Source organism: Herbaspirillum sp. NPDC101396, assembly GCF_044767365.1.
Classification (GTDB): domain Bacteria; phylum Pseudomonadota; class Gammaproteobacteria; order Burkholderiales; family Burkholderiaceae_D; genus Herbaspirillum.
On the sequence record NZ_JBIWNT010000005.1, the window covers coordinates 345,511 to 371,759 of the forward strand.

Consider the following 26,249-nt stretch of genomic DNA (forward strand, 5'->3'; position numbering starts at 1 on the left):
TCGTGCCGTCAGAAGGAAAAGTTGCTCAACACGTCCGGCATGCCCGCTGCAACAGCTTCCGATTCGTTCTCGGCCAGCTTGGCGGCATCCCAGATTTCAAAATGGCTACCCATACCCAGCAACATGACGTCGCGTTCGAGGCCCACCGCCGAGCGCAATTCCGGCGCGATCAGGATGCGGCCGGCCGAGTCGAGTTCAACGTCGAAGGCATTGCCGAGGAAAATCCGTTGCCAGGCGCGGGCCGACATCGGCCAGGCGGCGATCTGTTCACGGTGGCTTTCCCAGGTCGGACGCGGGAAAAACAGCAGGCAGCCGTGCGGATGGCGCGTCAGCGTGACCCGCCCTTCGCACTGAACCGCCAGGGCGTCACGGTGCCTGGCCGGAATAGACATCCGTCCTTTGGCATCGAGATTGATTGATGACGCGCCCTGAAACACTGTGTTTGACCCTCTTTGCTGTCGCTGTTGGCATGCTTGAAACCAGCGTTCCGATGCAAGGAATTCGAAAATACCCCACAAAAAAACACTTTTTCACACTGCCGCCCACTTTAGAGGATGCACTAATACAGGTCAAGCGATATTCAGGGGTGAAAACAGGGATTTTTTTAATAAAGTCAAAGACTTAGCGCACTTACTTAAAATGCATCTAAAAGCGCTTTTTCGTCCAAAATGAAGGACTTAGGAAATTAATTGAATGTTCCACTTGAGATATACACATGTGTTTATCTCAAATTCCGTATGGGTTCTGGAGGGGAGGCCGGTCTGAAAACAAGCGAACGGCTAAGGAAGGGATTTTGCAGGCAATCAAAAAACATCAACACAGGCGAGCACGAAAACCTGACCGGAACATCATCGGAATTTTCCGGCTGCCGCAGTATGCCTCAAAAAACCAGGCGAGAAAAAATTCGCGGCGACAAAAAACAGAAATGCAAACGCGAAAAAACATCCAGTGCGCATCGCGTTTCTTTCAATCCTGTGAAATTCACATGAAATAGATCATCACAATTCAATTAAACATCAGATGGGGCTTGCGGAGTAGGCGCATTCCAATGCTAAAATCTCGGCACCTTAACAGTGAAAGGAATTTTAAAGTGAACAAATCCGAATTGGTCGATGCAATCGCTGCTGATACTGAAATCTCGAAGGCTGCTGCACAACGTGCCCTGGACTCCGTCGTTGAAAACATCATCAAGGCAGTTACCAAGGGCGACACAGTGCAACTGGTCGGTTTCGGTTCTTTCTCCACAGGCAAGCGCGCTGCTCGTACCGGCCGTAACCCACAAACTGGCGAAGAGATCAAGATCGCTGCTGCAACTACAGTGAAGTTCTCCGCTGGTAAGTCGTTCAAAGAAGCAGTGAACAAGAAGAAGAAATAATTGTTCGATTTGAATGCTGTGAACCTGGAGTTCACGGCATTCAAATACATTGTTTTTCGCCGCGATCCTGCACGTCGGATCGCCGGTTTTCCCCTCCTGCAGTCCCCTCCCCCCATATATCAAGACCAAGCAGTCACGTTCAGCCAGCCAAGCCGACCTGCTGCCTGCGCTTTTGCCTACCCTTATGCCTGCGCGAATGAGATGTCGACCTTGCCGATGTTTTGCAGCAGGGCATTGACGCTGCTGCCCTTGTCGGCAAACAGCAAGCCCGTACATGACCCCGTGGTCACGAATTGACCCGCCCTGATCCCGCCGCAACGCTCGCACAGATGATTGACCAGCCACGTCACCAGCGGCCAGATATCGACCACCGGATTGCCGCCAACGGTTCTGGCGACCTCCAGGCCATTGAAATACAGTTCGGCATGCTGGATGCTCTGGTCAATCTGGCCGAGGTCGCTACGGCCCGGACCGTAAATGAACGCGCAATTACTGAGCGCGTCGGCCAGCCCCGCCAACGGGTTGGCGGCCGGATATTCGGTATAGCGCGACGACACCAGCTCAATCGCCGGATGCACCGTGGCCACCGCCGCCACCACTTCTTCTTCGCTGTACGGTGTGCTGCGCGGCGGCAGGTCCTGCTTCATGCGCAGCGCGATCTCAACTTCGATGCCGCGTGCGCCGGCGGTCAGCAGGTCAAAGAAATGATAGGGCGCAGCGAAGATGAACTGTGCCGGCATCGGTGCGCAGCTCGGTTGTGCGCCCGGCGCCTTGGCGCCGACCTTCCAGCCGCCGACCTCGCCCAGCGCTGCGGACACCTGGTCTTGGATGGCATAGGCTTCGGCGGCGTCGGCCGGAACGTACTCGTCGGGCAAGCGCGCCAGCGCCACTTCATGATTGCGCGCGGCCAGCAACAATGCGGCCGCGGCCTTGATTTTCTGCGAGTCTTTTTGCTTGTCCATAACGTACTTGATGATGAAAGCGCGTCCGCAAGCGGACGCCACTGGTTGAAAATCCTTGAAAATTTTTCAGGCGCGCATCTCCGTCAAGCCGTCAGGAGAACCCGAACCGGCGCGGCAGCCACAGACTCAGGTCCGGCCAGACGATGATCACCACCAGCGTGACCAGCAGGATCGCCAGATACTTCAGATAGGGTTTTACCACGTCCTGCAGGCGCACTTGCGCGATCGCGCACGTCGCATACATGCCCAGCCCGAACGGCGGCGAGAACAGACCGATACCCATCGAAATCACCAGGATGATGGCGAAGTGCAGCGGATTATAGCCAAGCTGCACCGCAATCGGCGTCAGCAGCGGCCCGAAGATGATCAGCGCCGGCGCACCTTCCAGCACGGCGCCGAACAGGATCAGCGCCAGCACTGAAATCAGGATGAACATCCAGCTGCCGTAGTCGTGCGCCAGGCTCACCATCAGCTCGGCCAGCGCATGCGGGATCTGCTCTACCGTCAAGGCATACGCCACGCTGCTGGCTGCGGCCACGATGAACAGCACCATGCCCGACATCGAGGCGGCGTCGACGAACAGCTTGACCAGCACCTTGCGGTTGAGTTCGCGGAACGCCAGCCAGCCGACCACGATGGCGTAAACCACGGCGAATGAAGAAATCTCGGTCGAGGTCGCGACCCCGGAGGCGACGCCCTTGCCGATCATCACGATCATGATCAGCCCGACCAGCGCACCACCGATCAGCTTGCCCAGCGGGCGCGGCTTGATGAACACCACGCTGACGTCGACCTTGCGGCCGGTGTAATACGCCATGATGCACAGCGCGATGGCCATCGCCAGCGCCGGCAGGATCCCGGCCAGGAACAGCCCGCCGATCGACAGGTTGGCGACGAAACCGAGGATGATCATGTTGATGCAGGGCGGGATGGTTTCCGCCATGATGGCCGAGGCCGCCAGCAAGCCGGCGGCTTCATTCGGATTCTGCTTGGTCTGGCGCACCGCCGGCATCAGGATGCCGCCCACCGCCGCGACATCGGCCAGCTTGGAACCCGACACGCCCGAGAAGAACGCCATCGCCGTCACCATGATCAGGTTCAGGCCGCCGCGCAGGCGGCCGAACATGCGCAGCAGCAGCTCGATCAGGCGCGACGACATGCCGTTGCATTCCATGACCATCCCGGCCAGGATGAAGAACGGTACCGCCAGCATGACGAAGTGATCGGTGCCGGCCGCAACCTGCTGGGCGAACACCATCACCGACAAGCTCGGCTCCAGCAGGAAGAACATGAGCGCGCCGAAGGTCAGTGCAAACGCGATCGGCACGCCCGCCACCAGACAGAAAAGGAAGCCGAACAACAAGACGTGCATCGGCCGCAGCGCGTGATCCGGCCAGAATGTCTGCAGCGCCAGCACGCCGCCGACCACGACCGCGCCGATCAGACCCGACACCAGCGCATGTCGACCAAATTTCTTCAGCGCGTGCGTCATGGCGAACACCGACAACAGCAGGCTCCCGACCAGCACCGGCAAGACGAAGATCGTCTGCGGCAGACCCGATGGCGTGGTCTGGTCGTTGGAGATTTCCAGCAGCAGCCAGGTCGTATAGGCCAGCGACATGGAGACGAAGGCGATCACCCAATCGCACAGCCTCAGCACATACGGCAGCCAGGTTTTCGGGAAAACCCCGCGCAGGCTGTCGATGCCGACGTGACGGCTACGGCCGAGCACGCTGGCGGCGCCGAAGAACACCAGTGTGATCATCAGCGCGCGCGCCACTTCTTCCGACCACTCCAGCGGATCGTGCAAGGCGTAGCGCCAGATCACAGAAAAGAACACCACCAGCACGTCGACCGCCAGCACCGCTGCCGAAGCCAGTTCCAGCGCGCGTTGCAGGCGCGGATAGTCGACTACATCGTTGGGCGAAGCATGCAGCGATTGAATCGCATTTTCGACTGCTGCAGCTTCTTCGGGTGACGCCGGCGGCGCGGTGATCGTTTTCATCATGGCTTCCTTGGGTTTCCTTCCGTTGCGCGCGGTATCAGCCGCGCGCCGCAACGATCTCGTCGACCACCGGCTTGACCGCCGGATATTGCGCGGTGAACTCGCCCCACAGCGGCGCGACGTCCTTGCGCAGCGCTTCGCGATCGACCGTAGAGACGGTCAGGCCCAGTCCCTTGAGTTTTTCGAAAGCATCGCGCTCCATGTCGGCGGCGCGCTGACGCTGATAGTTGGTCGCCTCGGTGGCGGCGTCCAGGAAAGCCTTTTGCAGATCTGCCGGAATCCGCGCGAACGAGCGCTTGCTGATCACCGGCGTCTGCGGGTTGTAGATGTGCTGGGTCAGCGCGCAATACTTGGCGACCTCGAAGAACTTGCCCGCCAGCGCAGTCGGCGCATCATGCTCGAACCCGTCGACCACGCCGGTCTGCAGCGACGTGTAGATTTCGCCGAACGGAATCGGCGTCGGCACCGCGCCCATGTAGCGCAAGGTGCTGATGAAATTCTTCACCGGCAGTACGCGCAGCTTGATGCCCTTCAACTCCGCCACGCTGCGCACCGGATTCTTGGTGAACACATTGCGCGCGCCCAGCGAGTAGGCCCAGCCCAGCACCTGCACGCCGACGCGGTCGTACATCATCTTGCTCAAAATGGCGCCGGCCTTGCCGTCCAGCGCGCGGCCGGAATGGTCGAGGTTGGCGAACAGGTAGCCCATGTCCAACACGCCGATCTCCGGCACCGTGGTGGACCAGATCGACGAGCCGGAGATCATCATGTCAACGCTGCCGATGCGCACCTGATTGACCACGTCGGACTCCTTGCCGAGCTGATCGCTGGGGAAATAATTGACCACGATCTTGTTGCCGACGGCGGTCTTCAGATTCTGCGCGAAGCGGCTGTACCAGACATAGTGGGCCGAGTTGGCGTCGAGCGGCAAGGTCGACGACATGCGCAGCGTGACCAGCGGTTTCTCTTGTGCGAAGGCGAGATTGCCGGACAGGCCGGCTGCTGCTGCACCGCCGATGGCCAAGCCGGTCTTGAGGAATTGTCGTTTGGATGCGTTGGTCGTGTTCATCATGTCTCCTGTAGTTTTATATGGGTCTACTTTTGGTGCGTCTGATGCCTGTCCTTTGCTGCCCGCTGCGATGTCTGGTGGCGCTATCCTTTCGCAAACGGTGTGTCGCGCATGCCGGCGACACCCGGATTCAGAGTCCAGATACGTCCGGCACCTTCGTCGCCTTGCGGCGCACCGAGGCTGATGCTGGTCACGATCATGGTCTTCATGTCGGCGCCGCCGAAGGCGCACATGGATGGCTTCTTGGCGGGCAGTTCGATCGTGCGATCCAGCCTGCCGTCCGGCGTGAAGCGCAACAGGCAGCCGGCATCGTTGGCGCAAGTCCAGTAACAGCCGTCGACATCCATCGCGGCCCCGTCCGGACGGCCTCGGTGTTGATTGAGGTCGGCGAATACGCGTCGGCGCGACGGCACGCCGCTGTCGAGGTCATAGTCGAACGCCCAGATCAGGCGGCTCGTCGGATGCGAATCGGACAGGTACATGGTCTTGCCGTCGGGCGACCAGGCCAGCCCGTTTTGCACAATCAGGCCGTCCACCACCGGCGCCGACAAACCCGCGCCGTCATAGCGATACAGCTTGCCGTCAGCACGCGCCAGCGACATGTCGAGACACATCACGCCGCTCCAGAAGCGGCCCTGGCGATCGCAACGACCGTCATTGAAGCGCTGGTCGGCTTGCAGTCCTGCCGGCTGCGCCAGCTTGCTCAGTCGCGTATGGCCGTCGTCCTGCAATTGCACGCTGAAAATACCGGTGTGCATGCCGGCGATCAGGCCGCCGTCGCCGTCCGGCGCGATGCACGCGACCATTTCCGGCAACTGCCATTCTTGGTAAGTACCGTCGGCGGTCTGACGGCTGATCAGCTTGCGCGGAATGTCGACCCAGTACCAGGCCGATTGGGCTGCGTACCAGAACGGGCTTTCGGCGACGTCGTAGCGCTGATCGTTGAGCGGGAAAACTTGCATGATGTATGTTTTCTATTCGTATTGCGGACCGGCCAGGATAAACGGCCCGCCCTGGAAATTGCCGGCGTCGTCGGCTGCCGGCCAGGTGCCGCTGAAAGGGAAGCGTCCGGCGAATGCATCGGCGCTGTCCTGCGCCACGAAACCGAGATGACCGGCCTTGCTGTTGTCCCACCAGTCGATGCGGTTGTCGGAGACGCCATAGACGATAGTGTGGCCGACGCGCGGCGAGAACAGCGCGCACCGCACCAGTTCGACGAAGTCCTCGTAGCTCAGGAAGGTCGCCAGCATGCGTGCGTTGCGCGGCTCCGGAAAGCAAGAGCCGATGCGCAGGCACACCGTCTCCACACCAAAGCGATCGAAGTAATAGCGCGACAGCGATTCGCCGAAACACTTGGTCAGTCCGTACAGACCATCGGGCCGCAGCGGACTGTCGGCGTCGATGCGCTCGGTGGTGGGGTAGTAACCGACCGCGTGGCTGGAGCTGGCGTAAATCACACGGCGGATGCCACGCTTGTGCACGCCTTCGTAGAGGTTGTAGGTGCCCTGGATATTGGCGTGCATCAGTTGTTCGAACGGCGCTTCCAGCGAACGTCCGCCGAAGTGCAGCACGGCGTCGACGCCCTCCAGCATGTCGTACACGGCGGCCTTGTCAGCCAGGTCGCAGGTTACGATTTCTTCGCCGGGCCCTGCGCCGCCGAGATCGCCGATGTCGGACAGCCGCGCCACATCGGTCCAGGGTTTCAGCCGCTCACGCAGCACCTGGCCGAGATTGCCGGCGGCGCCGGTCAGCAGCAGGCGCTTAAAGGGTCGTACCTGATCTTGCAAATTGCTCATGGTCATGAATCGTCGCTGGTTGAACTACCGACGCCAAGCAGACGACGCGACACCACCCGGATGGAATCCGCGCATGGCAAGTCGATGCCGGCTCAGCAAAGAAGGAACAACAACTTCAGCGCGCCGTCATCGCGGCGCGCGCAATATCAGGGTCAGGTACTGGGCAGCGCAAGCAAGTTGAAAGCAGTCATGGAGTGTCTCCGGCAGATCGTTATTTTTAATTGACAGTCATCGTACAACATGAAAATTTTGAACGCAAGGAGATTTATGACGCTATTTTTTTCATCATCGTCATAGTCGTTTTAACAGGATAGATCGCCTTGAAAGCCTTGCTGCGACTTCCCCTGAGAAAAAGAATGACTTGCCTTAATGTCATCTGATGACTGATAACAATTTTTGCTCATACGCCTTCCTGGGGGACAGTCAAAGTACACAGTTCATCGCTGCCGGATGAAGCACAGTTGGGGGTGGCTCCAATCGGGGTGATTCGACTTGCTTCCGTATTGAGGCCGCACTAGACTTTGTTTACCGATCGGTACAAATCCTTCATCCGCAGTTCAACTTCCCATCAGACACAGGTGCTCACATGACGACATCCCGCCCTCCGCTTCCACCTTTCACACGCGACACCGCGATCCAGAAAGTCCGCGCCGCCGAAGACGGCTGGAACACCCGCAACGCCGAAAAAGTCTCGCTGGCCTATACCGAAGACAGCCGCTGGCGCAACCGCGCCGACTTCGTCCAGGGCCGCGCCGCCATCGTCGCCTTCCTCAACAAAAAGTGGGTGCGCGAGCAGCAATACCGCCTGATCAAGGAATTGTGGGCGTTCGAGGGCAACCGCATCGCCGTGCGTTTCGCCTACGAATGGCACGACGATTCGGGCAACTGGTTCCGCTCTTACGGCAATGAAAACTGGGAGTTCGACGAACACGGCCTGATGCGCGCGCGCCATGCCTCGATCAACGACCTGCCGATCAAGGAAAGCGACCGCAAATTCCACTGGGATCAATCGGCGCCGCGCCCGGCCGATCATCCCAGCCTGAGCGACCTCGGCCTGTAATGGCGGCAGGTACGCAACGCGATGAACTGATTCCGGTGCTGGCGGAGATTTTCCGTGCCTATGGCTATGAAGGCGCCAGCCTGGCGCGCATCACCGAAGGCACCGGTCTCGGCAAGGGCAGCCTGTACAACCTGTTCCCGGGCGGCAAAGATGAGATGGTCAACGCGGTGCTGAGCCACATCGACGGCTGGTTCCAGCGCGAGGTATACGTCCCCTTGCGCGAGAACGCCGACGCCATGGCCGGCATCGATCGCATGTTCAATGAAGTGAAACGATATTTTCTGTCGGGCAGAAAGGTATGCCTGGTGGGCGTCTTTGCACTGGTCAACGTGCGTGACCGTTTCGCCGACAAGGTGAAGAGTTACTTTGTGGATTGGGCGGCGGCCCTGCATGTGGCCCTGCAACGCAGCGGCTATGAGCCCAATGAAGCCGCTGCCCTTACAGAGGAAATCCTGGCCGGAATTCAGGGCGCATTGGTGCTGGCGCGGGCGGTCGATGATCCGCAGATTTTCGTGCGCACGCTCGATCGCCTGCAGCAGCGGCTGCAGGCGTCTACGGTGTAATCAGAGATTGATCAGACCAGGTCGGCCAGCGGATGCTCGCTCGCCGGCCACGGATCGGCGAAGAAACCGTCCACCCATTGCGGCGTGGCGTCGGCCAGGCGGGCAGGATTCCACTTCGGCTTCTGGTCCTTTTCGATGATCAGCGCGCGGATGCCTTCGACAAAATCGGGGCGCGTCGCGCAATGCAGCGTCACCACGAATTCCAGGCGGAACACTTCGGCCAGCGACATGTGGCGCACGCGCCGTTGCAGCGCCAGCGCCAGCGCAGCCGAGCCGGGCGCGCCGGCCGTCAGCGTAGCGATGGCTTTTTGCAGCCACGGGTTGTCGCTCTTGTTCGCCAGGATGGCATCGACGATATCGGGCACGGTCTGGCCGCTGCACAGTGTATTAATCAGATCGAAATTGTCGCGCAAGGCCGAAGGTGCGAACGTCACATCGGCGGCGACGTCGCGCTCGGCTTGCTGCAGTACGCGACCGAGAACGGCGGCGTCATCGCCGTCGCCCCAGTTCTGCAGCAGCAGGGCGTCGATGACTTTTTGCTTGTCGGCGTGGGCGACGCGGTAATCGGCCAGCCCGGTGAATTTGGCGTCTTCCGCGTTCATCAGCGCGCCGGTCAGCGCCAGGAACGCGCCCAGCTTGCCCGGCGTGCGGCTCAGGAACCAGCTGCCGCCGACATCGGGATACAGGCCAATGGTGATTTCCGGCATGGCCAGGCGCGAGCGCTCGGTGACCACGCGGTGGCTGCAGCCGGCCATCAGGCCGATGCCGCCGCCCATGACGATGCCATGGCCCCAGCACAGGATCGGCTTGGGATAGGTATGGATTTCGTAGTCGAGACGATATTCGTGCTCGAAGAATTCTGCGGCGTACCGATTGCCGCGAATGTCGTCGCGCGCCGGCGAGGCATGATGCTCGCGCATGCTGGTGTAGATCTTCTGCAGGTCGCCGCCGGCGCAAAAAGCTTTTTCCCCCTGCGCCTGCAACAGCACCATCGCAATCTCGGGATCCCTGGCCCACTGGCGCAACTGCGGCGTCAGCAGATGCACCATGTCGAGCGACAGCGCATTCAAGGTTTTTTCGGAAGCCAGCGTGGCGACGCCGATACGGCGGCCATTCTGCGTGGCCAGTTCTTCAAACAAAACCGGTTGGCTCATGGGGATCCTGATGTCTCTGAAATCGTTTTGTGCGACCTCGCCCGCCTCGTGAGCCGGGAGATCGATCTTCTCTATTTCTATGAATTCAATGAAGCAAGCCGATAGGCCGGATTCTGTTACGACGGTTGCCCGTTATGACAGCCATTCCTCTAGGCCCCGGATTGCTCCGGCGCTCAAGCTCTCTACCCGCACGCTCCGCGAGCAACATCAACGCGTGCCTATTTGAGATTGCTCCGAGTGGAGGTTACCGCGTTTCACCGTAACTTAATACGCTCGTCTCTGTGGCCCTGTTCCTCGCCTTATACCGGCTTGCGCCGGCTTTCAGCGGACGGCCGTTAACCGTCACCCTGCTCTATGGAGTCCGGACCTTCCTCCCGCCATCGCATTACACGATGACCAGCGGCTGTCTGGCTTGCTTCGGGCGTCATTGTACCTCAGGCATCCATCCGGCTGCGCAGGCTTGCCCTGCGGCATCAAAGCACGTCCGCGGAAACAACAATTCGCAGAATTGTTGGTAAATATCCGGCACAAGCCTTCAATGCCGGTGGCTTGTTGCCGATAATCGATACTGGATCTCACGCTTCCGGGGGAGCATCGTATATGGCCAGTCCTTCATTCTTTCCCCTCACTTATTTTTTTCAGCGCCGGCGCTTCTTCGCGGCCCTGCTGATGGCCTGCGTTTGCTGCCTGCCCCCAGCCTCCTACGCCGCCGAAACGCCGCGACTGGTCCAGATCGGCTTTGCCGGACCGCTATCCGGCAGTTCCGCGTCGATGGGCCAGAGCCAGGCGCATGCCGTGGAGCTTGCACTGGCCGAAATCAATGCGCGCGGCATCGCCGTGGGCGGTCGACCGATCCTGCTCAAATTGCTCACGCAAGACGACCGGGGCGACATCCACACGGCGGCGCTGGTAGCCAATTACCTGGTCAGATCCGAGGTCGTCGCCGTCATCGGCCATTGGAATACCGGCGCCAGCATACCGGCCGCCAACATCTATCATGCGGCCGGCATTCCTCAGATCGCACCGGGTTCGACCGGCAGGCGTTATACGCAAAACGGCTACGCCGACAGCTTTCGCATCGTCGGCCATGACGACGACGGCGGCCGTTACGCCAGCGCCTTCGCCTTGCAGCAGCTCAGGGCCAGGCGCATCGCGGTAATTAACGACGACACCGGCTTCGGCACCATGCTGGCGAGCCAGTTCATGCAAGGCTTGCAAGACAAAGGCACGGCCGTCGTGGCGCAACAGAGCATCAGCAGCAAGACCTCCGACTTCAATGCTGCGCTGGCTGCAGCGCGCAACGCGGACGCCGACCTGATTTTCTTCGGCGGCCTCGGACCGCAAGCCGCGGCGCTCAAGCTGGCGATGCGGCGCGCCGGTGTCAACGCCACGCTGCTGGCCGCCGACGGCATCGTCAGTCCGACCTTCCTGAGGCTGGCGGGCGCCGACGGCGAGGGAACATTCGGCCTCGCACCCGGCCAGGCCCAGGAAAAAATGACAGGCTGGAAGAAATTCCAGGACAAATTCATCGCGGCCTACGGCGGCCCCATCGAACTGTTCGCACCATTCGCCTACGACGCTGCTTACGCCATTGTCGCCGCCATCCAGCAGGCCGACTCGCTGGAACCGGCGCGCATTGCCGCCACCCTGCACCAGCTGAAATACAAGGGCCTGACCGGTACGATTGCGTTCGACGCCGAAGGCAACCTGCTCAATCCGGCTTATACGATTTACCAGGTGCGCAGCGGCAAATGGATGCCCGTGCAGGCCTTCGGCGGCAAGTAACCTGCTGACGGGACAGCGCCGACAATGCCGATTCGGCATACGACAGGAAAACTGAAATTGCGTATAGTTGGCGCTATCCATCATCACCATCGGCGACCGCCATCCTGGCCGCATCTTTGCCCGCGCAAGCCGGAAAGTTGACAGCGGAAATTCCGCGCCAGGAATGTCCCGCCCAACAGGAACCAGCAATGCACATTTGCGTACTCGGCGCCGGCGTCATCGGCGTCACCTCAGCGTATCGTCTGCTCGAAGACGGCCACCAGGTCACCTTGCTGGATGGACGTGCGCAAGCCGGCGCCGGCACCAGCCTCGGCAACGGCGCCCAGCTGAGCTATTCCTATGTCGCGCCGCTGGCCGACCCGTCGGTGTGGACGCATTGGCCGCATTACCTGTTCAGCGCCGATTCGCCACTGACACTGAAACCGAAACTCGATCCTGCGCAATGGCGCTGGCTGATCAAATTCCTCGCCGCCAGCAATGCCGCACGGGTGCAGCGCACCACCATCGAACTGCTGCAACTGGCGTTCTACAGCCGCGACGAGATGACGCATATCCTGCAGGCGACGCCGGTCGAGTTCAGCCACCGCACCGCCGGCAAGCTGGTGATGTACACGGATCCGGCCGGACTGGCGTCGGCGCGCAAGCAGATCGCCTTCCAGGCGCAACACGGCTGCCAGCAGGAAGTGATCGACGCCGCACGCTGCCTTGAAATCGAACCTGCGCTGGGCAAGGCGCGCCGCAACTGGGCCGGCGGCGTCTATACGCCGAGCGAAGAAGCCGGCGACTGCGCGCAGTTTTGCCAGGCGCTGGTCGAGCGCATGCAGGCCAATCCGAACTTCCGCTTCCTGCCGTCCACCACGGTCACGGGCGTAACGATGCGCGACGGCGCCATGGCATCGGTGCGCACCGGTTCGAGTGCCATCGATGCCGACACATTCGTGCTGGCGCTGGGCGCCGACAGCGCCGACTTCGCGCGCCGGGCCGGCTTCAGCTTGCCGCTGTATCCGCTCAAGGGTTACAGCATCACCGTGCCGCTCGACGACGCGATGTCGCAAGCCGCCGCGCCGCAAGTGTCGATCACCGACATCTCGCGCAAGATCGTCTACGCGCGCCTGGGCAACCGCCTGCGCGTGGCCGGCCGCGTCGAACTGGTCGGCATGGACACCGGCATTCCGCAACGCGCCGTCGAGGAGCTGAGCAACGGCGCCGACGAACTGTTCCCGGGCAGCATCAACGCCGCCAACGCCGCACGCTTGTCGCCGTGGGCCGGCTTCCGTCCCGCCACGCCGAGCGGCGTGCCGGTCATCGGCGCATCCCCGGTCAGGAATCTCTATCTGAATATCGGCCAGGGTGCGCTCGGCTGGACGCTGGCATGCGGCAGCGCGGCCTTGCTGGCGGCGCAGATCGCTGGACGCAAGACGGCGATCGACGACGCGCCGTTCCGCTACACGAGATAAGCGTTAACGCCGCTGTCCGGCGATTTATGCAGAGCCCTGCGTGATCGGTGGAATCCGCATACCATATCCGAACCAACCAATAACATATGGAGACCGGAATGCGGCAAAACCCCCTGCGCACCTTGTTCGCGCAAAAGAAACTGGCCCTCAACGGCTGGGCGTCCATCGGCAATTCTTTCCTCGCCGAAGTGGTCGCCGATTGCGGTTATGACGCCGTCACCGTCGACTTGCAACACGGCCTGTTCTCGATCGAATCGGCGGTGCCGATGCTGCAGGCGATCTCCACCACCAACGCCGCGCCGCTGGTGCGCTGCTCCGAAAACGGCCTGGGTGAAATCAACAAGTTGCTCGACGCCGGCGCCTATGGCGTGATCTGCCCGCTGATCAACAGCAAGGAAGACGCCGAACGTTTCGTACGCGCCTGTCATTACTCGCCACGCGGCGGACGCAGCTATGGACCGGCGCGCGGTGTGCTGTACGGCGGCAAGGATTATTTCGAACACGCCAACCGCACCGTGCTCACGCTGGCCATGATAGAGACGCGCCAGGGCCTGGCGGCGGTGGAGGACATTCTCTCGGTGCCGGACCTCGACGGCATCTTCATCGGCCCCAGCGACCTTGCCATCGAACTCGGCCTGACGCCGGACTCATGGAGCGACGACAAGGTCGACCAGGCCATCAAGCACCTCATTGCAGTCTCGCACGCGCGTGGAAAATACGTCGGCATCTTCTGCGGCTCCGTGGAAATGGCGGAACGCATGAAGGCCTACGGTGTCGACATGCTGACACCAGGCACCGACGTGCAATTGCTGCGTGCTGAAACCAGCCGCCGCATCAATATTCTGCGCGGCTGACCCGACTTCTCCAAGGCCGCCGTCTCCTCACGACGACGGCCGTCGTGGTTCCCGCAAGAACCCAAAAACCACACCCATCTCCTCCTGATTCGACACATTCATCGTAAGACAAAGATCTTGCGATGGAAGTTATTTTGTTTTTCAAACGAAAAACAGATTTTTGAGAATTGTCCTATTTAAGCGTCCTGAACTAACTCGCATAATCGTGACCGCGACATCGATGAACGGCTCGCCCATCTTGGGCCAGGGCCGCGTCATTCAAGGGAAACGAAGGGGTAACATCATGACGCTATCAAGGAACAAGCTCATTATCGCCGCAGCCGCGGCGCTGTCGGCAGCAGTCGTTCTGACCACCTGCCACGACCATGAACGCGACAGTGCGCTCGCTCGGTCGACCGTGGCTGCGCCGGAAGAACCAGCGACGGCATGGGAGCGCATCAGCGACAGCACCGCCCAGCGCGAAGCCGAATTGGCTTACCGCGCCTGCGCGCGTGAAGCGGCGCTGCGCCGCATGCCGGTCAGGGAATTTCCCGAAACCAGCGAACGCGTGACCTATCTCAATGAACACGGCAAGCGCATCAAGCGCTCGGAACACGTCGGCGTCGCCATCGACAACATGCAGGTCGACAACGGCTGCGCCACGCAGATCGTGCGCAGCGTGAGCATTGATGTGTTGTCGGATCACGAATACGGCGGCCTGACGCCGGATGAAACCGGCCGCACCGTGGTCGACGATTCCAGTCGGCGCGCGCTGCCTGTCGGCGAGGCGCAGATACAACTGGCCATCAGCCGCAAGGCACTGCCGCCCGCCAGTTGCACGTTCACGCGCGACGTCGGCATGCAGAGCCACTTCATGATGCTCAATCTATGCTGGCATGAAGAAAAGCGCGCCGAAGCGGCGCGCCTGGAAGAACTTCCGCTGCAGCCGAAAAAAGCTGCGCGGCCCGCGACGGCCAGCTGATGCAGGCCGCGAGGCTGAGCCGGATTTATTTGAGCGCGACGCGTCCGAAAAACGGATAGCTCGGATCGTTGTAACCCGGTGTCGATGAATGACCCGGCGTCACCAGTCCGTCGATCAGCGCTTCTTCTTCCGCGCTGATCTTCAACTCCACCGCATCGTAATAGTCTTCCATCTGCGCCAGGGTGCGCGGGCCGGCAATCACGCTGCTGATCGCCGAATTGGCCAGCACCCACGCCGTCGCGAATTGCCCCAGCTTGACGCCGCGCGCAGCGCAATGCTGCTGCAATTTCTCGGCGATGACCAACGACTCTTCACGGAATTCGGTTTCCAGGATGCGCTTGTCGCCGCGACCGGCGCGCGTGTCTTGCGCCGGCTTCTGACCCGGTTTGTATTTGCCGGTCAGCACGCCGCGTGCGATCGGGCTGTAAGGCACCACGCCGAGGCCGTAGTTGGCGCAGGCCGGCAGGATTTCCACTTCGGGCATGCGGTTCAACAGGTTGTAATACGGTTGGCACACCAGCGGCAGCGGCACGTTGTTCTTCTCGCACAGGCGCGCGATCTCGGCAATGCGCCAGCCGCGGAAATTGGACACGCCGAAGCCCCGGATCTTGCCCGCACGGATCAAGTCGCCCAGCGCCTGGATCGCTTCTTCCAGGTTTTCTTCATGGTAATCGCGGTGCATGTACAGCACGTCGAGATAATCGGTATCGAGACGACGCAGGATGTTGTCGGTCTCCGTCACGATCCAGTGGCGCGAATAGTGCGACTGATTCGGCGCACTGGTCATGGCGTTGCCCAGCTTGCTCGCCAATACCCAATCGCTGCGCTGTCCTTGCAGCAGCTTGCCGACCATTTCTTCCGACTTGCCCTTGGAGTAGACGTCGGCGGTATCAATGAAATTGATGCCATGCTCGCGCGCCGAGGCGACGATGCTGCGCGCTTCGTCGATCGGCGTCTGATCGCCGAACATCATGGTGCCCAGGCACAGGGCCGAGACTTTCAGATTGCTTTTGCCGAGGCGTCGATATTGCATGGGAGTCTCCGTTGGGAAGGTGGGTCTGTAAAGGAAGATGATTCTAGCCGCTTGTGCGGAAACGCGCCGGAGCCCCGCCCTGTCTGCTATAACGCCGGGGCTTCCTCTTCCAGCCAGCGTCTTTTGTCGCGTAGCGGCGGAGCGCCGAACATGCGGCTGTACTCGCGGCTGAATTGCGATGGACTTTCGTAACCCACAGTCTGCGACGCCGTCGCCACGCTCACGTCGTCGGCCAGCATCAGCCGGCGCGCTTCCTGCAGGCGCAGGTTCTTTTGGTATTGCAGCGGACTCATCGCCGTCACTACCTTGAAATGATGATGCAGCGACGACACGCTCATGTGCACATCGCGCGCGATGTCGTCCACGCGCAGCGGCTGTGCGAAGCTTTCCTTCATCATGCGGATGGCCTTGGCGATGCGGTTCATCTGGCTGTCCTGCAACACGGTCTGGCGCAGCAAGGCGCCCTGGCCGTTCATCAACAGGCGATACAGGATTTCGCGCTTGACCATCGGCGCCAGGATCGGGATATCGCGCGGCGTCTCCAGCAGGCGCAACAGCCGCAGCACCGCGTCCAGCAGCGTGATGTCGAGACGATTGACGAACAGGCCGCGCGACGCGTCCGACGGAATGCCCTGCGGCAGATGCTCGTCGCCGATCAGCGAACCGATTTCGCGCGTGTCGAGATCGATGCGCAAACCGAGGTAAGGCGTTTCCGGACTGCTCATGGTCACCTTGCCCACCATCGGCAAATCCACCGACGACACCAGATAGTGCATCGGATCGTAATCATAGACGTCGTCGCCGACGTACAAACGCTTGGCGCCCTGCGCGATCACCGCGAACACCGGCTTTTGCACCGCATGCTTGGGTCCCTGCGGATTGGTGATGCGATGCAGGAAGAAGCCTTCGATGCCGGTTTCACGAGAGCCTTCGACGTCTTCGGTCAGGCGCGCAATCAGGGTGACCAGTTCGCGCTGCGCTGCGCGCAGCCGATCATCTGCTTCGAGATCCGGACTCACAGGCGCGGAAGGGACGGGCGCAGGCATGTCGGCGTGGAAGTCGTTATCGGTGGGAGCGTCGTTCAGATCCATGGCGGTTCCGGGTCGGGAGAGTGGAAGCAGCCAGCTTACTCCAGATTGCCGACTTGCCTGAATCTCCATCACATCCAACTGGAGAAATAGGCAAATAATCAGGAGAATTGGGTATCCGAGCCATGTCCGACTTCTGAATTTGGCCGGCACTGTTGGCCAAACCAGCCCCACCTTGCATTCCCACCCTTCGATGCGTCACCCGCCAGAAAGTCCTGCACCACCTGCTATCCAGCGGTTCTCTCTCGTTCAACTCGTATTTGCAAGATCACTCTGCTTTCCCGATTACTTGATCGAACCAAATCGGTAACGCGAGCGAAATCGAATCCGAAAATCAAAAAAACTGCCTGATTCGCCATCACACTGGAGAATCAGGCAAATATTCGACAGCTTTCAGCAAACAGAGATTGTTGCACTGCGCGCATAATCTGTTCACGCCCAAATACACGATTCCACACGATTCAAACTGTCCGTCGTCCCGCTTTCGGTACGGCCATGCAAGACAGCGCTTCACCGGACCGCCGACCACCGGCGCGCATATTCGCGCTGCCGCCCCGGCACTTCACCAACTTTCCAGACACCATCCGACGCTTTTCGCCCTGCCGGCGGAAGGACGCGTTGCTTTCCGCATCAGGAAGCACGCGGTCTCGTCGACGGTCTGGCCTGACGAGGATCATCAGCATGCCAGCAACGATCGCCCACGCAAAAACAGCGACGCGCCTGATATCGATATCAGGCGGGCCGCTGCATGGAAAAACGAATGAACTGAACTGCGCTCTAGAACACGCTTTCGGCGATGTTGTGCTGTTCGATGACGGCGCGGATGGTGTTGCTCTCCGGCTTGCTGGTGAAATGGGACTCCTTGGCATCGGCAGCAATGCCCATCTGGCAGCCCTTTTGCAGCGGACAGGTGGCGAACAGTTCGGCGACCCAGTCGACGAAGGCGCGCACCTTGGGCGACAAATGGCGGTTGTGCAGGTAGACCACCGAAATTGCCATCGGCACCGGCTTCCACTGCGACAGGATTTCCACCAGCCGGCCGTCTTCGAGGAACGGCTGGATCATGTACAGCGGCGCCTGGACCAGGCCGAAACCCTGCAGCGCGCAGGCGACATAAGCATCGCCGTCGTTGACCGACAGCTTGCCGGCCATCTTCACTTCCCGGGTGACGCCGTCGACCATGAAGTCCCAGTCGATGGTGCGGCCGGTGCGGCTGGAGAAGTAGTGCACCGACTTGTGGTTCTGCAAGTCCTCGATGGTGTGCGGCATGCCGTGACGTTCGAAGTACGTGGGCGAACCGCAGGTCACCGCCTGGAAGGTGCCGATGCGGCGCGCCACCATGCTCGAGTCCTGCAGGTCGCCGACGCGGATCACGCAGTCAACCGCCTCCTGCACCATGTCGACCGGACGGTCGCTCATGCCCATGACCAGTTCGATGTCGGGATACTTGCTATAGAAGTCGCACAGATTGGGCAGCAGCAGCAGGCGGCCGATCGAGGCCGGCACGTCGATGCGCAAACGCCCTTGCGGGCCGCGCGTGACGTTGCGGAACGAGGCCTCGGTCTCGTCGACTTCCGCCAGGATGCGCACGCAGCGCTCGTAATAAGCCGCGCCGTCGGGCGTCAGGCTGATGCGACGCGTGGTGCGGTTGAGCAGGCGCACCTGCAACAGGCTTTCCAGACCCTGAACAATCGTCGTCACTGTGGTGCGCGGCAAATTGAGATTGTCGGCGGCGCGCGTGAAGCTGTTGGCGTCGACCACGGCGCTGAAGACCTGCATTGCTTGAAATCTGTCCATTCGATTCTCCCAGGCAACGATTTTGTCGTCGCATTTGTACAAATCACGTCCCGCGATTGTTTTGCAACAGCGGTAAAAGCGTGTTTTTCACTGCCAATTTGCCATCTTTTGCTGCCATTGGCGGGCTTTTTGATGCTTATTGCCGCCTATCCGAAAACATTGGAAAACCGCATCTGCATTGGCCGCGCGCCAATTTACCTCAAACTAATTCGAGTATTTTACGCCGATTGTTCGAACTCGGCGAACAGTGTTGTTGGATTTGCCTGCTTTATCCGCCCGCATGCTGTGGCGCACAATCCGCTTCAACTTAGCGAATCCGGCGTTAACCGCCGCCCCAATATCATGGAAGTCGAACAAGCTTCAACCGTCACCAACTTCACCCTCCCCGGTCCGATCGGCGCGATTCCCGTGCGCCTGTATCAACCGCAAGGCCGAGTGAAAAGCGGCGACCTGCAAGCGCTGGTGCTGTACTTCCACGGCGGCGGTTTCGTCTCCGGCGGTTTGGATGATGCCGACCTGCAAGCCCGCTACATCGCAGAGCACAGCCGTGCCGTGGTGCTGTCGGTGGCCTACGCGCTGGCACCGGCCAAGCCGTTCCCGGCCGCACCGGAAGACGCTTACGCCGCCGCCTGCTGGGCCGTCAAGAACGCCGGCATGCTGCACATCGATCCGCACCAGATCGCCGTTGCGGGCGACGATGCCGGCGGCAACCTGGCGGCCAGCCTGACCATGATCACGCGTGACCGCTGCTCGGCGCCGTTTGCCGCACAAGTGCTGATCAGCCCGATGCTCGATCCCAGCATGACCTTGCTGGGCGACGCCAAACGCCTGAACTCGGACATGACCGCCGAAGCCTGCGCGCTGCGCTATCGCCAGTACCTTCCGCAGACCATGCAACGCCTGCACCCGTATGCCGCACCGCTGGAAGCCAGCCGCCTGGCGGGATTGCCGCCGGCTTACATCGCCACGGCCGGCTGCGACGTGCTGCACACCGAAGCGGAAAAATACGCCGCCTCGCTGATCCACGCCGGCGTGCATACGCAAGTCGCGCGCTTCGCCGGCATCACGCACGACGCGCTGCGCAGCCATATTCCTTTGCTTAAAGAAATCGTCGAATTCCTGCGTCGTCGCTTCAGTGCGATCGCAGGCCCAACAAACCCAGCTCTCCAATTCCAACCGTCTTAATGAGGTCCATCATGTCCAGCAAAATTACCTTGCGTCATCGCTACACCGTCACGGCCGCCGTGTTCGCCGTCATCGCCATCGCCGTCGCCGGCACCCTGTCCGCCATCGGCGTGGACTCCACCGCCAACGCGCAACAAGCGCCGCAAGCGGCCGGCGTCGATGTCGCCGAAGTCGTCAGCAAACAGATCACCGACTGGCAGCAATATTCCGGTCGCCTCGAAGCAGTCGACCGCGTCGAGATCCGTCCGCTGGTGTCCGGCACCCTGACCGCCGTCCACTTCAAGGATGGCGCCATGGTCAAGAAGGGTGACGTGCTGTTCACCATCGACCCGCGCCCTTACGCCGCTGAAGTGGCTCGCGCACAAGCGCAGCTGGCCGGCGCCGAAGCCCGTGCCGCCTACACCGCCTCCGATGTGGCGCGCGGCCAACGCCTGCTGGGCGACAACGCCATCGCCAAGCGCGACTACGAAGAAAAGCAGAACGCTTCCCGTGAAGCCGCCGCCAACGTGCAAGCTGCGCAAGCCGCCCTGCGTTCGGCCAAGCTGAACCTGGAATACACGCAAATCGTCGCACCGGTCTCCGGTCGCATGTCGCGTGCCGAAGTCACCGTCGGCAACATCGTTTCGGTCGGTTCGGCAACACCATCGCTGTCGACACTGGTGTCAATGTCGAAGATCTACGCATCGTTTGACGTCGATGAGCAAAGCTTCCTGAAGTACGTCAACCCGGCGCGCGCCAAGGGCACCTCGGTCCCGGTGTTCCTGGGTCTGGCCAACGAAGACGCTTACTCGCGTGAAGGCAAGGTCGGTTCGATCGACAACCGCATCGACACTTCGTCCGGCACGATCCGCGTGCGCGCCGTCTTCGACAATGCCGACGGCCAGTTGCTGCCGGGTCTGTATGCACGTATCCGCCTGGGCGGCGGCGCCCCGCGCGACGCTTTGCTGATCGATGAGAAAGCGCTCGGCACCGATCAGGACAAGCGCTTCGTGCTGGTGCTCGACAAGGATAACCACGCTACTTACCGTGAAGTCCGCGTCGGCGCCAACCAGGATGGCCTGCGTGTGATCGAAAGCGGCCTGAAGTCGGGTGAACGCATCGTCGTCAACGGCCTGCAACGCGTCCGTCCGGGCGACACCGTGGCGCCGAACCTGGTGCCGATGGTGAAGGTTGCCGGCGCTGCCGGTACTGCACCTGCAGCGGCCAAGACCGACAAGAAAGCTTAAACAAGATCGATCCAAAAGATCCGCATCAAAGTTTGCATCAAAAATTATCAACGGGGAATTCCCATGAATATTTCTAAATTCTTTATCGACCGCCCGATTTTTGCGGGTGTGCTGTCGATACTGCTGTTGCTGGCCGGGGTGTTGGCCATGTTCCAGCTGCCCATTTCCGAATATCCGGAAGTGGTGCCGCCATCGGTCGTGGTGCGCGCGTCGTATCCCGGCGCCAATCCGAAGGTCATCGCTGAAACCGTGGCCTCGCCGCTGGAAGAGCAGATCAACGGCGTGGAAAACATGCTGTACATGCAGTCGCAGGCAAACAGCGACGGCAACCTGACCATCACGGTCAACTTCCGTCTCGGCGTCGATCCCGACAAGGCACAGCAACTGGTGCAGAACCGCGTCTCGCAAGCCTTGCCGCGTCTGCCTGAAGACGTGCAACGTCTGGGCGTGACGACCATCAAGAGCTCGCCGACGCTGACCATGGTGGTCCACCTGATCTCGCCGGATGACCGCTACGACACCACCTACCTGCGCAACTACGCCGTGCTGAACGTGAAAGACCGCCTGGCCCGTATCCAGGGCGTGGGTGAAGTCGGCCTGTTCGGCTCGGGCAATTACTCGATGCGCGTCTGGCTGGATCCGAACAAGGTCTCGCAACGCGGCCTCACCGCCAGCGACGTGATCAAATCGATCCGCGAACAGAACGTGCAGGTTGCGGCCGGCGTGATCGGCGCTTCGCCGAACTCGCCTGACGTACCGGTGCAATTGTCCGTGAATGCCCAAGGTCGTCTGAAGACCGAAGAAGACTTCCGCGAAATCATCCTCAAGAGCGATGCCGGCGGCGCCATCACCAAGCTGGGCGATGTTGCCCGTATCGAGCTGGCCGCTTCCGAATATGGTCTGCGCGCGCTGCTGGACAACAAGCCTGCGGTGGCGATCCCGATCTTCCAGGCGCCTGGCGCCAACGCGCTGGACGTGTCGACGCAAGTGCGCGCCGCGATGAAGGACTTGTCGAAAGACTTCCCGTCGTCGGTCGAATACAAGATCGTGTATGACCCGACCCAATTCGTGCGTGCCAGTATCGAAGCGGTGGTGCATACCCTGCTCGAAGCGATTGCGCTGGTCGTGATCGTGGTGATCATCTTCCTGCAAACCTGGCGCGCCTCGATCATTCCGCTGCTGGCCGTGCCGGTGTCGATTGTCGGTACCTTCTCGCTGATGCTGGGCTTCGGTTATTCCATCAACGCGCTGTCGCTGTTCGGCATGGTGCTCGCTATCGGGATTGTGGTCGACGATGCCATTGTGGTGGTGGAGAACGTCGAGCGGAATATCGGCGCCGGCCTGACGCCGCGCGAGGCAACGTATCGCGCCATGCAGGAAGTGTCCGGTCCGATCATTGCGATTGCGCTGACACTGGTGGCGGTGTTCGTCCCGCTGGCCTTCATGACAGGCTTGACCGGTCAGTTCTACAAGCAGTTTGCAATGACGATTGCGATTTCGACCGTGATCTCGGCGTTCAACTCGCTGACACTGTCGCCGGCGCTGGCAGCGATGCTGCTCAAGGGTCACGATGCCAAGCCTGACTGGCTGACACGCCAGATGGATCGTTTCCTCGGTGGTTTCTTCGTCCGTTTCAATCGCTTCTTCAACCGCGCCTCCGACGGCTACGGCAAGGGCGTGACCGGTGTGATTTCCCGCAAGGGCGCAGTGATGGCCGTGTATGCCGTGCTGCTGGCAGCGACGGTCGGTATCGGCTATCTGGTGCCGGGCGGCTTCGTGCCAGGCCAGGACAAGCAATACCTGGTGAGCTTCGCCCAATTGCCGAACGGCGCCTCGATTGACCGTACTGAAGACGTGATCCGCAAGATGAGCGACATCATGTTGAAAGAACCCGGCGTGGAAAGCGCAGTCGCCTTCCCTGGCCTGTCGATCAACGGTTTCACCAACAGCTCGTCGGCCGGTATCGTGTTCGTCGCACTGAAGCCGTTCGAAGAACGCAAGAGCAAGGAATTGTCGGGTAACGCCATCGCCGCTTCGCTGGGCAAGAAATTCGGCGGCATCAAGGAAGCCTTCACGGCCGTGTTCCCACCGCCGCCGGTGATGGGTCTGGGCACGCTGGGCGGCTTCAAGATGCAGATCGAAGATCACGGTGCCGTCGGCTACGCTGAGCTCGACGCCGCAGCTCAAGCCTTCATGCAGGCGGCCAAGAAGGAACCTGCACTGGGCCCGATGTTCTCGAGCTACCAGATCAACGTACCGCAACTGGACGTCGACCTCGACCGCGTGAAAGCCAAGCAGCTCGGCATTCCCGTGACCGATGTGTTCAACACCATGCAGATCTACCTGGGTTCGCTGTACGTCAACGACTTCAACCGTTTCGGCCGTGTGTATCAGGTGCGTGCCCAGGCTGACGCGCAGTTCCGCGCCAAGGCCGACGACATCCTCGACCTGAAGACCCGCAACCTCGCCGGCGAGATGGTGCCGCTGTCGTCCGTGGTCAAGGTCAAGCAGACCTTCGGTCCTGAAATGGTGGTGCGTTACAACGGCTTCACCGCTGCCGACATTAACGGCGGCCCGGCTCCCGGCTACTCGTCGGATCAGGCCGAGAAAGCAGCTGAACGCGTTGCTGCAGCAACCCTGCCACGCGGCGTGCGCTTCGAATGGACTGACCTGACCTATCAGAAGATCCTCGCAGGCAATGCCGGCATCTGGGTGTTCCCGATCAGCGTGCTGCTGGTGTTCCTGGTGCTGGCTGCGCTGTATGAAAGCCTGACCCTGCCGCTGGCTGTGATCCTGATCGTGCCGATGAGCATCCTGGCGGCGCTGACCGGTGTCTGGCTGACCAAGGGCGACAACAACATCTTCACGCAAATCGGTCTGATGGTGCTGGTGGGTCTGTCGGCGAAGAACGCGATCCTGATCGTCGAATTCGCCCGTGAACTGGAACTGCAAGGCAGCACCGTGATCCGCGCCGCGATCGACGCCAGCCGTCTGCGTCTGCGTCCGATCCTGATGACCTCGATCGCTTTCATCATGGGCGTGGTGCCGCTGGTGACATCGTCGGGCGCCGGTTCGGAAATGCGCCATGCAATGGGCATTGCAGTGTTCTTCGGCATGCTGGGCGTGACGCTGTTCGGTCTGTTCCTGACACCGGTGTTCTATGTGCTGTTGCGCAGCATCGGCGGCAGCAAGAAACTGCACACTGCCCACAAGCATGAAGCACCGCTGACTGCAGGTTCACATGCCGACCAGCATGCTGCCCCAGCCGACTCGCACGATGGTCGTTAATCGCGGCCGATGAGCAAAGGAAAAATAACATGAACGCAATCTCAATCAACAAGCTCGGAGGCATGGGCGGCAAGCTGCTCAAGCCGCTTCGGATCAGTTCGGCCCTGCTGGCAGTAATGCTGGTGCTGGCAGGCTGCTCACTGGCGCCGACTTATGAACGCCCTGCGGTGAACACATCAGTCGCCTACAAGGAAGCCGCCGATGCGAAAGCCGCCTCCGACTGGAAGACCGCGCAACCTGCGGAAGACCTGGCCCGCGGCGAATGGTGGAAGATCTTCAACGATGAAGGCCTCAACGCACTGGAAGCCCAGGCGCTGGACGCCAATCAGAACCTGAAGGCTGCCGCCGCCCGCCTGAGCCAGTCGCGTGCACTGCGCCAGGACGCACGCTCCGGCCTGTTCCCGCAAGTCAACGCCGGCTTCGGCGCGACCCGTCAACGTCCATCGCCGGCCTCACAAGGTCTGGCGCCGGACGCCAACACCACGCCGAACACCCTCTGGCGTGCACAGTTGGGCGTGTCGTATGAAGCCGATCTGTTCGGTCGCGTCGCCTCCACCGTGGATGCCGCCACCGCCGATGCGCAACGCAGCGAAGCGTTGTTCCACTCGGTGCGCCTGGCACTGCAAGCCGACGTCGCCCAGCAATACTTCCTGCTGCGCGAACTCGATGCCGAGCAAGAGTTGTACAGCGGCACCGTCGACCTGCGCACGCAATCGCTGAAGCTGGTGCAACGCCGTTTCGATGAAGGCGACATCAGCGAAGTCGACGTCGCCCGCGCCAAGTCGGAGCTGGCTTCCGCACAATCGGAATCCTTCGGCATCGCCCGTCAGCGCGCCAATGCAGAACATGCATTGGCAATTCTGCTGGGCAAGACACCGGCGGAATTCAACTTCACGCCGCAACCGCTGCAGCGTTTGTCGATCACGATTCCCGCCGGCCTGCCGTCCGACCTGCTGGAGCGCCGTCCCGACATCGCCGCCGCTGAACGCGCCATGGCCGCCGCCAATGCGCGCGTCGGCGTGGCCCGTTCGGCCTGGTTCCCGCGTCTGGATCTGACCGGCGGTCTCGGTTATGAATCGGCCAAGCTGGGGGACCTGTTCAACTGGTCCAGCCGCACCTTCCTGCTGGGTCCATTGGTGGGTACGGCGCTGACCTTGCCGATCTTCGACGGCGGTCGCCGTGAAGCCGGCGTCAACCGCGCCCGCGCTGCTTACGAAGAAGATGTCGCCAACTATCGCCAGACCGTGCTGACGGCGTTCCAGGAAGTCGAAGACAATCTCGCCAGCCTGCGCATCCTGGGCGACCAGACGCGCGCGCAGGATGACGCGGTATCGGCGTCGAACCGCGCTGCCCGGCTGTCGCATGTGCAATACCGCGAAGGCTCGGTCAGCTACTTCAACGTGATCGACGCCGACCGTACCGTGCTGCAACAGCAACGCGCAGCGGTTCAGCTGGATGGCGAACGTGCACGCTCGACCGTCAATCTGATCCGCGCACTCGGCGGCGGCTGGCATGGTCCTTCGGCGCCTACCGACACACAAGCCAAGAACGACGCTGCCGGCAACAAGATGTAAGCAGGTAAGTATGTAAG

At 61.1% G+C, this 26,249-nt stretch carries 22 protein-coding genes and 1 other RNA gene; 12 read left to right on the top strand and 11 right to left on the bottom strand.

Features of this window, described 5'->3' with window-relative positions:
• Positions 1–8: 8 nt before the first annotated feature.
• Positions 9–437, bottom strand: coding sequence for a division/cell wall cluster transcriptional repressor MraZ (mraZ, locus tag ACIROY_RS18985; RefSeq protein WP_116435752.1), 429 nt, complete (start codon positions 435–437; stop codon positions 9–11).
• Positions 438–689: 252 nt separating this feature from the next.
• On the opposite strand from mraZ, the gene ACIROY_RS18990 reads away from it, so the two are divergent.
• Both ACIROY_RS18990 and ACIROY_RS18995 read left to right on the top strand, forming a co-directional pair.
• Positions 690–989 carry a hypothetical protein gene (locus tag ACIROY_RS18990; protein ID WP_402343249.1) on the top strand — a complete coding sequence of 100 codons (300 nt, stop codon included), beginning with the start codon at positions 690–692 and terminating at the stop codon, positions 987–989.
• Between the two features lie 101 nt (positions 990–1,090).
• The gene (locus ACIROY_RS18995) at positions 1,091–1,375 is read left to right on the top strand and encodes an HU family DNA-binding protein (protein ID WP_007880659.1); all 285 of its coding nucleotides are present in this window, start codon (positions 1,091–1,093) and stop codon (positions 1,373–1,375) included.
• A gap of 182 nt (positions 1,376–1,557) precedes the next feature.
• Here the strand turns inward: ACIROY_RS18995 and ACIROY_RS19000 are convergent, their stop codons facing one another.
• The 5 genes from ACIROY_RS19000 to ACIROY_RS19020 all read right to left on the bottom strand — a co-directional run bounded on the left by ACIROY_RS19000 (position 1,558) and on the right by ACIROY_RS19020 (position 7,213).
• Positions 1,558–2,337 carry a 2-keto-4-pentenoate hydratase gene (locus ACIROY_RS19000; protein ID WP_402343252.1) on the bottom strand — a complete coding sequence of 260 codons (780 nt, stop codon included), beginning with the start codon at positions 2,335–2,337 and terminating at the stop codon, positions 1,558–1,560.
• A 91-nt stretch (positions 2,338–2,428) separates the two neighbouring features.
• Positions 2,429–4,342: a TRAP transporter large permease subunit gene (locus tag ACIROY_RS19005; protein ID WP_402343254.1), complete on the bottom strand. Its 1,914-nt coding sequence runs from the start codon at positions 4,340–4,342 to the stop codon at positions 2,429–2,431.
• 37 nt (positions 4,343–4,379) lie between these two features.
• A complete protein-coding gene (locus tag ACIROY_RS19010; RefSeq protein WP_402275664.1) occupies positions 4,380–5,411 on the bottom strand; it encodes a TRAP transporter substrate-binding protein in 1,032 nt (343 codons plus the stop codon).
• An 83-nt stretch (positions 5,412–5,494) separates the two neighbouring features.
• The gene (locus ACIROY_RS19015) at positions 5,495–6,373 is read right to left on the bottom strand and encodes an SMP-30/gluconolactonase/LRE family protein (RefSeq protein ID WP_402343257.1); all 879 of its coding nucleotides are present in this window, start codon (positions 6,371–6,373) and stop codon (positions 5,495–5,497) included.
• 12 nt (positions 6,374–6,385) lie between these two features.
• The gene (locus ACIROY_RS19020) at positions 6,386–7,213 is read right to left on the bottom strand and encodes an NAD-dependent epimerase/dehydratase family protein (protein ID WP_402343260.1); all 828 of its coding nucleotides are present in this window, start codon (positions 7,211–7,213) and stop codon (positions 6,386–6,388) included.
• Between the two features lie 580 nt (positions 7,214–7,793).
• Here ACIROY_RS19020 and ACIROY_RS19025 point away from each other — a divergent pair.
• Both ACIROY_RS19025 and ACIROY_RS19030 read left to right on the top strand, forming a co-directional pair.
• Positions 7,794–8,267 carry a DUF1348 family protein gene (locus ACIROY_RS19025; RefSeq protein WP_402275671.1) on the top strand — a complete coding sequence of 158 codons (474 nt, stop codon included), beginning with the start codon at positions 7,794–7,796 and terminating at the stop codon, positions 8,265–8,267.
• Positions 8,267–8,830: a TetR/AcrR family transcriptional regulator gene (locus tag ACIROY_RS19030; protein ID WP_402343263.1), complete on the top strand. Its 564-nt coding sequence runs from the start codon at positions 8,267–8,269 to the stop codon at positions 8,828–8,830. The genes ACIROY_RS19025 and ACIROY_RS19030 overlap by 1 nt, the downstream gene beginning before the upstream one ends.
• A gap of 11 nt (positions 8,831–8,841) precedes the next feature.
• On the opposite strand, the gene ACIROY_RS19035 is transcribed toward ACIROY_RS19030, so the two are convergent.
• Positions 8,842–9,984 (bottom strand): enoyl-CoA hydratase/isomerase family protein, encoded by a 1,143-nt coding sequence (locus tag ACIROY_RS19035; protein ID WP_402343266.1) that lies wholly within the window; start codon positions 9,982–9,984, stop codon positions 8,842–8,844.
• 86 nt (positions 9,985–10,070) lie between these two features.
• An RNA gene (rnpB, locus tag ACIROY_RS19040) (RNase P RNA component class A) lies at positions 10,071–10,403 on the bottom strand.
• A gap of 181 nt (positions 10,404–10,584) precedes the next feature.
• Here rnpB and ACIROY_RS19045 point away from each other — a divergent pair.
• The 4 genes from ACIROY_RS19045 to ACIROY_RS19060 all read left to right on the top strand — a co-directional run bounded on the left by ACIROY_RS19045 (position 10,585) and on the right by ACIROY_RS19060 (position 15,041).
• The gene (locus ACIROY_RS19045; RefSeq protein WP_402275680.1) at positions 10,585–11,769 is read left to right on the top strand and encodes a branched-chain amino acid ABC transporter substrate-binding protein; all 1,185 of its coding nucleotides are present in this window, start codon (positions 10,585–10,587) and stop codon (positions 11,767–11,769) included.
• 188 nt (positions 11,770–11,957) lie between these two features.
• The gene (locus tag ACIROY_RS19050; protein WP_402343271.1) at positions 11,958–13,226 is read left to right on the top strand and encodes a D-amino acid dehydrogenase; all 1,269 of its coding nucleotides are present in this window, start codon (positions 11,958–11,960) and stop codon (positions 13,224–13,226) included.
• A gap of 98 nt (positions 13,227–13,324) precedes the next feature.
• Entirely contained in the window at positions 13,325–14,080 is a 756-nt protein-coding gene (locus tag ACIROY_RS19055) for an HpcH/HpaI aldolase/citrate lyase family protein (RefSeq protein ID WP_402275686.1), read from the top strand.
• A 283-nt stretch (positions 14,081–14,363) separates the two neighbouring features.
• The gene (locus tag ACIROY_RS19060) at positions 14,364–15,041 is read left to right on the top strand and encodes a hypothetical protein (protein ID WP_402275688.1); all 678 of its coding nucleotides are present in this window, start codon (positions 14,364–14,366) and stop codon (positions 15,039–15,041) included.
• Between the two features lie 25 nt (positions 15,042–15,066).
• Here the strand turns inward: ACIROY_RS19060 and ACIROY_RS19065 are convergent, their stop codons facing one another.
• The 3 genes from ACIROY_RS19065 to ACIROY_RS19075 all read right to left on the bottom strand — a co-directional run bounded on the left by ACIROY_RS19065 (position 15,067) and on the right by ACIROY_RS19075 (position 18,959).
• The gene (locus ACIROY_RS19065; RefSeq protein WP_402275690.1) at positions 15,067–16,074 is read right to left on the bottom strand and encodes an aldo/keto reductase; all 1,008 of its coding nucleotides are present in this window, start codon (positions 16,072–16,074) and stop codon (positions 15,067–15,069) included.
• Between the two features lie 86 nt (positions 16,075–16,160).
• Positions 16,161–17,165 (bottom strand): AraC family transcriptional regulator N-terminal domain-containing protein, encoded by a 1,005-nt coding sequence (locus ACIROY_RS19070; protein WP_402275693.1) that lies wholly within the window; start codon positions 17,163–17,165, stop codon positions 16,161–16,163.
• A gap of 774 nt (positions 17,166–17,939) precedes the next feature.
• Positions 17,940–18,959: a LysR family transcriptional regulator gene (locus ACIROY_RS19075; protein ID WP_402343274.1), complete on the bottom strand. Its 1,020-nt coding sequence runs from the start codon at positions 18,957–18,959 to the stop codon at positions 17,940–17,942.
• Positions 18,960–19,301: 342 nt separating this feature from the next.
• Between ACIROY_RS19075 and ACIROY_RS19080 the strand changes: the two genes are divergently transcribed.
• The 4 genes from ACIROY_RS19080 (at position 19,302) to ACIROY_RS19095 (ending at position 26,232) form a co-directional block, all read left to right on the top strand.
• Positions 19,302–20,144, top strand: coding sequence for an alpha/beta hydrolase (locus tag ACIROY_RS19080; protein ID WP_402275698.1), 843 nt, complete (start codon positions 19,302–19,304; stop codon positions 20,142–20,144).
• 11 nt (positions 20,145–20,155) lie between these two features.
• Positions 20,156–21,370 (top strand): efflux RND transporter periplasmic adaptor subunit, encoded by a 1,215-nt coding sequence (locus ACIROY_RS19085; RefSeq protein WP_402343277.1) that lies wholly within the window; start codon positions 20,156–20,158, stop codon positions 21,368–21,370.
• A gap of 63 nt (positions 21,371–21,433) precedes the next feature.
• On the top strand, positions 21,434–24,658 hold the full coding sequence (locus ACIROY_RS19090) for an efflux RND transporter permease subunit (protein ID WP_402275703.1): 3,225 nt from the start codon (positions 21,434–21,436) through the stop codon (positions 24,656–24,658).
• Between the two features lie 29 nt (positions 24,659–24,687).
• On the top strand, positions 24,688–26,232 hold the full coding sequence (locus ACIROY_RS19095; RefSeq protein WP_402343280.1) for an efflux transporter outer membrane subunit: 1,545 nt from the start codon (positions 24,688–24,690) through the stop codon (positions 26,230–26,232).
• Positions 26,233–26,249: the final 17 nt, after the last annotated feature.

Coding starts and splice junctions, on each gene's coding strand:
- ACIROY_RS19000 (WP_402343252.1), bottom strand. CDS start 2,337: ATGGACAAGCAAAAAGACTCGCAGAAAATCAAGGCCGCGGCCGCATTG.
- ACIROY_RS19005 (WP_402343254.1), bottom strand. CDS start 4,342: ATGAAAACGATCACCGCGCCGCCGGCGTCACCCGAAGAAGCTGCAGCA.
- ACIROY_RS19010 (WP_402275664.1), bottom strand. CDS start 5,411: ATGAACACGACCAACGCATCCAAACGACAATTCCTCAAGACCGGCTTG.
- ACIROY_RS19015 (WP_402343257.1), bottom strand. CDS start 6,373: ATGCAAGTTTTCCCGCTCAACGATCAGCGCTACGACGTCGCCGAAAGC.
- ACIROY_RS19020 (WP_402343260.1), bottom strand. CDS start 7,213: ATGACCATGAGCAATTTGCAAGATCAGGTACGACCCTTTAAGCGCCTG.
- ACIROY_RS19025 (WP_402275671.1), top strand. CDS start 7,794: ATGACGACATCCCGCCCTCCGCTTCCACCTTTCACACGCGACACCGCG.
- ACIROY_RS19030 (WP_402343263.1), top strand. CDS start 8,267: ATGGCGGCAGGTACGCAACGCGATGAACTGATTCCGGTGCTGGCGGAG.
- ACIROY_RS19035 (WP_402343266.1), bottom strand. CDS start 9,984: ATGAGCCAACCGGTTTTGTTTGAAGAACTGGCCACGCAGAATGGCCGC.
- ACIROY_RS19045 (WP_402275680.1), top strand. CDS start 10,585: ATGGCCAGTCCTTCATTCTTTCCCCTCACTTATTTTTTTCAGCGCCGG.
- ACIROY_RS19050 (WP_402343271.1), top strand. CDS start 11,958: ATGCACATTTGCGTACTCGGCGCCGGCGTCATCGGCGTCACCTCAGCG.
- ACIROY_RS19055 (WP_402275686.1), top strand. CDS start 13,325: ATGCGGCAAAACCCCCTGCGCACCTTGTTCGCGCAAAAGAAACTGGCC.
- ACIROY_RS19060 (WP_402275688.1), top strand. CDS start 14,364: ATGACGCTATCAAGGAACAAGCTCATTATCGCCGCAGCCGCGGCGCTG.
- ACIROY_RS19065 (WP_402275690.1), bottom strand. CDS start 16,074: ATGCAATATCGACGCCTCGGCAAAAGCAATCTGAAAGTCTCGGCCCTG.
- ACIROY_RS19070 (WP_402275693.1), bottom strand. CDS start 17,165: ATGGATCTGAACGACGCTCCCACCGATAACGACTTCCACGCCGACATG.
- ACIROY_RS19075 (WP_402343274.1), bottom strand. CDS start 18,959: ATGGACAGATTTCAAGCAATGCAGGTCTTCAGCGCCGTGGTCGACGCC.
- ACIROY_RS19080 (WP_402275698.1), top strand. CDS start 19,302: ATGGAAGTCGAACAAGCTTCAACCGTCACCAACTTCACCCTCCCCGGT.
- ACIROY_RS19085 (WP_402343277.1), top strand. CDS start 20,156: ATGTCCAGCAAAATTACCTTGCGTCATCGCTACACCGTCACGGCCGCC.
- ACIROY_RS19090 (WP_402275703.1), top strand. CDS start 21,434: ATGAATATTTCTAAATTCTTTATCGACCGCCCGATTTTTGCGGGTGTG.
- ACIROY_RS19095 (WP_402343280.1), top strand. CDS start 24,688: ATGAACGCAATCTCAATCAACAAGCTCGGAGGCATGGGCGGCAAGCTG.